This window comes from Pseudomonas sp. FeS53a (assembly GCF_000931385.1).
Classification (GTDB): domain Bacteria; phylum Pseudomonadota; class Gammaproteobacteria; order Pseudomonadales; family Pseudomonadaceae; genus Metapseudomonas; species Metapseudomonas otitidis.
Map to the genome: position 1 here is coordinate 135,244 of NZ_JYFT01000011.1, position 5,389 is coordinate 140,632.

The following is a 5,389-nucleotide window of genomic DNA, read 5'->3' on the forward strand; positions in this document are numbered from 1 at the left end:
CTTGATCGAAACGCTCTTTAAAAATTTGAATCAAGCAATTCGTGTGGGTGCTTGTGATGTAAGACTGGTAGTCGACTGATTATCAGCAACACAAGTAACACTCGTGAATTCGAGAGTTTATTTGCGATTGCTGAGCCAAGTTTAGGGTTTTCTCAAAACCCAAGCAGTATTGAACTGAAGAGTTTGATCATGGCTCAGATTGAACGCTGGCGGCAGGCCTAACACATGCAAGTCGAGCGGATGAGTGGAGCTTGCTCCATGATTCAGCGGCGGACGGGTGAGTAATGCCTAGGAATCTGCCTGGTAGTGGGGGATAACGTTTCGAAAGGAACGCTAATACCGCATACGTCCTACGGGAGAAAGTGGGGGATCTTCGGACCTCACGCTATCAGATGAGCCTAGGYCGGATTAGCTAGTTGGTGGGGTAATGGCCCACCAAGGCGACGATCCGTAACTGGTCTGAGAGGATGATCAGTCACACTGGAACTGAGACACGGTCCAGACTCCTACGGGAGGCAGCAGTGGGGAATATTGGACAATGGGCGAAAGCCTGATCCAGCCATGCCGCGTGTGTGAAGAAGGTCTTCGGATTGTAAAGCACTTTAAGTTGGGAGGAAGGGCAGTAAGTTAATACCTTGCTGTTTTGACGTTACCAACAGAATAAGCACCGGCTAACTTCGTGCCAGCAGCCGCGGTAATACGAAGGGTGCAAGCGTTAATCGGAATTACTGGGCGTAAAGCGCGCGTAGGTGGTTCAGCAAGTTGGATGTGAAAGCCCCGGGCTCAACCTGGGAATTGCATCCAAAACTACTGAGCTAGAGTACGGTAGAGGGTGGTGGAATTTCCTGTGTAGCGGTGAAATGCGTAGATATAGGAAGGAACACCAGTGGCGAAGGCGACCACCTGGACTGATACTGACACTGAGGTGCGAAAGCGTGGGGAGCAAACAGGATTAGATACCCTGGTAGTCCACGCCGTAAACGATGTCGACTAGCCGTTGGGATCCTTGAGATCTTAGTGGCGCAGCTAACGCGATAAGTCGACCGCCTGGGGAGTACGGCCGCAAGGTTAAAACTCAAATGAATTGACGGGGGCCCGCACAAGCGGTGGAGCATGTGGTTTAATTCGAAGCAACGCGAAGAACCTTACCTGGCCTTGACATGCAGAGAACTTTCCAGAGATGGATTGGTGCCTTCGGGAACTCTGACACAGGTGCTGCATGGCTGTCGTCAGCTCGTGTCGTGAGATGTTGGGTTAAGTCCCGTAACGAGCGCAACCCTTGTCCTTAGTTACCAGCACCTCGGGTGGGCACTCTAAGGAGACTGCCGGTGACAAACCGGAGGAAGGTGGGGATGACGTCAAGTCATCATGGCCCTTACGGCCAGGGCTACACACGTGCTACAATGGTCGGTACAAAGGGTTGCCAAGCCGCGAGGTGGAGCTAATCCCATAAAACCGATCGTAGTCCGGATCGCAGTCTGCAACTCGACTGCGTGAAGTCGGAATCGCTAGTAATCGTGAATCAGAATGTCACGGTGAATACGTTCCCGGGCCTTGTACACACCGCCCGTCACACCATGGGAGTGGGTTGCTCCAGAAGTAGCTAGTCTAACCGCAAGGAGGACGGTTACCACGGAGTGATTCATGACTGGGGTGAAGTCGTAACAAGGTAGCCGTAGGGGAACCTGCGGCTGGATCACCTCCTTAATCGAAGACATCAGCTTCTTCATAAGCTCCCACACGAATTGCTTGATTCACTTGCGAAAAGCGATTGGGTTTAGACCCGAAAGTGTGACGATTGGGTCTGTAGCTCAGTTGGTTAGAGCGCACCCCTGATAAGGGTGAGGTCGGCAGTTCGAATCTGCCCAGACCCACCAATTGTCGAGGGCGCAGCAGGTCTGAAGGGGCCATAGCTCAGCTGGGAGAGCGCCTGCTTTGCACGCAGGAGGTCAGGAGTTCGATCCTCCTTGGCTCCACCATCCACACAATCGCTGAAAGCTCAGAAATGAGTACCTGGTTCAGGTATTGATTTCTGGTCTTTGCGCCAGAACGTTCTTTAAAAATTTGGGTATGTGATAGAAGTGACTTGTTGAGTGTTTCACTGCACTCAGCAACTCAAGGCAAAATTTGCGAGTTCAAGCGCGAATTTTCGGCGAATGTCGTCTTCACACCATGACCACTGGCAGATTGCTTGGGGTTATATGGTCAAGTGAAGAAGCGCATACGGTGGATGCCTTGGCAGTCAGAGGCGATGAAAGACGTGGTAGCCTGCGATAAGCTTCGGGGAGTCGGCAAACAGACTTTGATCCGGAGATCTCTGAATGGGGGAACCCACCTAGGATAACCTAGGTATCTTGTACTGAATCCATAGGTGCAAGAGGCGAACCAGGGGAACTGAAACATCTAAGTACCCTGAGGAAAAGAAATCAACCGAGATTCCCTTAGTAGTGGCGAGCGAACGGGGATTAGCCCTTAAGCTTCTTGGATTTTAGCGGAACGCTCTGGAAAGTGCGGCCATAGTGGGTGATAGCCCCGTACGCGAAAGGGTCCTGGAAGTGAAATCGAGTAGGACGGAGCACGTGAAACTTTGTCTGAACATGGGGGGACCATCCTCCAAGGCTAAATACTACTGACTGACCGATAGTGAACCAGTACCGTGAGGGAAAGGCGAAAAGAACCCCGGAGAGGGGAGTGAAATAGAACCTGAAACCGTATGCGTACAAGCAGTGGGAGCCTACTTTGTTAGGTGACTGCGTACCTTTTGTATAATGGGTCAGCGACTTATATTCAGTGGCGAGCTTAACCGAATAGGGGAGGCGTAGCGAAAGCGAGTCTTAATAGGGCGTTTAGTCGCTGGGTATAGACCCGAAACCGGGCGATCTATCCATGAGCAGGTTGAAGGTTAGGTAACACTGACTGGAGGACCGAACCGACTCCCGTTGAAAAGGTAGCGGATGACTTGTGGATCGGAGTGAAAGGCTAATCAAGCTCGGAGATAGCTGGTTCTCCTCGAAAGCTATTTAGGTAGCGCCTCACGTATCACTCCAGGGGGTAGAGCACTGTTTCGGCTAGGGGGTCATCCCGACTTACCAAACCGATGCAAACTCCGAATACCTGGAAGTGCCGAGCGTGGGAGACACACGGCGGGTGCTAACGTCCGTCGTGAAAAGGGAAACAACCCAGACCGCCAGCTAAGGTCCCAAAGTTGTGGTTAAGTGGGAAACGATGTGGGAAGGCTTAGACAGCTAGGAGGTTGGCTTAGAAGCAGCCATCCTTTAAAGAAAGCGTAATAGCTCACTAGTCGAGTCGGCCTGCGCGGAAGATGTAACGGGGCTCAAACCACACACCGAAGCTGCGGGTGTCACGTAAGTGACGCGGTAGAGGAGCGTTCTGTAAGCCTGTGAAGGTGAGTTGAGAAGCTCGCTGGAGGTATCAGAAGTGCGAATGCTGACATGAGTAACGACAATGGGTGTGAAAAACACCCACGCCGAAAGACCAAGGGTTCCTGCGCAACGTTAATCGACGCAGGGTGAGTCGGCCCCTAAGGCGAGGCTGAAAAGCGTAGTCGATGGGAAACGGGTTAATATTCCCGTACTTCTAGTTACTGCGATGGAGGGACGGAGAAGGCTAGGCCAGCTTGGCGTTGGTTGTCCAAGTTTAAGGTGGTAGGCAGGGTGCTTAGGAAAATCCGGGCGCTCAATGCCGAGAGCTGATGACGAGTTATCTTTTAGATGACGAAGTGGTTGATGCCATGCTTCCAGGAAAAGCTTCTAAGCTTCAGGTAACTAGGAACCGTACCCCAAACCGACACAGGTGGTTGGGTAGAGAATACCAAGGCGCTTGAGAGAACTCGGGTGAAGGAACTAGGCAAAATGGCACCGTAACTTCGGGAGAAGGTGCGCCGGTGAGGGTGAAGGATTTACTCCGTAAGCCCATGCCGGTCGAAGATACCAGGCCGCTGCGACTGTTTATTAAAAACACAGCACTCTGCAAACACGAAAGTGGACGTATAGGGTGTGACGCCTGCCCGGTGCCGGAAGGTTAATTGATGGGGTTAGCGCAAGCGAAGCTCTTGATCGAAGCCCCGGTAAACGGCGGCCGTAACTATAACGGTCCTAAGGTAGCGAAATTCCTTGTCGGGTAAGTTCCGACCTGCACGAATGGCGTAACGATGGCGGCGCTGTCTCCACCCGAGACTCAGTGAAATTGAAATCGCTGTGAAGATGCAGTGTATCCGCGGCTAGACGGAAAGACCCCGTGAACCTTTACTGTAGCTTTGCACTGGACTTTGAGCCTGCTTGTGTAGGATAGGTGGGAGGCTTTGAAGCGAGGACGCCAGTTCTCGTGGAGCCATCCTTGAAATACCACCCTGGCATGCTTGAGGTTCTAACTCTGGTCCGTAATCCGGATCGAGGACAGTGTATGGTGGGCAGTTTGACTGGGGCGGTCTCCTCCCAAAGAGTAACGGAGGAGTACGAAGGTGCGCTCAGACCGGTCGGAAATCGGTCGCAGAGTATAAAGGCAAAAGCGCGCTTGACTGCGAGACAGACACGTCGAGCAGGTACGAAAGTAGGTCTTAGTGATCCGGTGGTTCTGTATGGAAGGGCCATCGCTCAACGGATAAAAGGTACTCCGGGGATAACAGGCTGATACCGCCCAAGAGTTCATATCGACGGCGGTGTTTGGCACCTCGATGTCGGCTCATCACATCCTGGGGCTGAAGCCGGTCCCAAGGGTATGGCTGTTCGCCATTTAAAGTGGTACGCGAGCTGGGTTTAGAACGTCGTGAGACAGTTCGGTCCCTATCTGCCGTGGACGTTTGAGATTTGAGAGGGGCTGCTCCTAGTACGAGAGGACCGGAGTGGACGAACCTCTGGTGTTCCGGTTGTCACGCCAGTGGCACTGCCGGGTAGCTATGTTCGGAAGAGATAACCGCTGAAAGCATCTAAGCGGGAAACTCGCCTCAAGATGAGATCTCACTGGGATCTTGAATCCCCTAAAGGGCCGTCGAAGACTACGACGTTGATAGGTTGGGTGTGTAAGCGCTGTGAGGCGTTGAGCTAACCAATACTAATTGCCCGTGAGGCTTGACCATATAACACCCAAACAATCTGGTGTTGTTGGTGAAGTCGACAAACCGAAAGTTCGATTGAACCGCAAATTGCTGTCACATACCCGAATTCGGGTGAGCGTCTCGACGATCACCCTAAAGAATTGCTTGACGACCATAGAGCGTTGGAACCACCTGATCCCATCCCGAACTCAGTAGTGAAACGATGCATCGCCGATGGTAGTGTGGGGTTTCCCCATGTGAGAGTAGGTCATCGTCAAGCACCTATACCAAACCCCCGATCATCGAAAGATGATCGGGGGTTTGACTTTGCGCGGA

At 52.4% G+C, this 5,389-nt stretch carries 2 tRNA genes and 3 rRNA genes; all 5 read left to right on the top strand.

The features are described from left to right. Positions 1 to 171 precede the first annotated feature (171 nt). The 5 genes from SZ55_RS04270 to rrf all read left to right on the top strand — a co-directional run bounded on the left by SZ55_RS04270 (position 172) and on the right by rrf (position 5,333). Positions 172 to 1,707, top strand: a 16S ribosomal RNA gene (locus SZ55_RS04270). Positions 1,708 to 1,800: 93 nt separating this feature from the next. Further along, positions 1,801 to 1,877: transfer RNA gene (locus SZ55_RS04275), tRNA-Ile, on the top strand. 26 nt (positions 1,878 to 1,903) lie between these two features. Beyond that, positions 1,904 to 1,979 (top strand) — tRNA-Ala (locus tag SZ55_RS04280). A 224-nt stretch (positions 1,980 to 2,203) separates the two neighbouring features. Continuing rightward, positions 2,204 to 5,095: ribosomal RNA gene (locus SZ55_RS04285) — 23S ribosomal RNA — on the top strand. Between the two features lie 122 nt (positions 5,096 to 5,217). Further along, a 5S ribosomal RNA gene (gene rrf / locus SZ55_RS04290) occupies positions 5,218 to 5,333 on the top strand. The 16S, 23S and 5S rRNA genes sit together here with 2 tRNA genes alongside, the layout of an rRNA operon. The last annotated feature ends 56 nt before the right edge of the window (positions 5,334 to 5,389 follow it).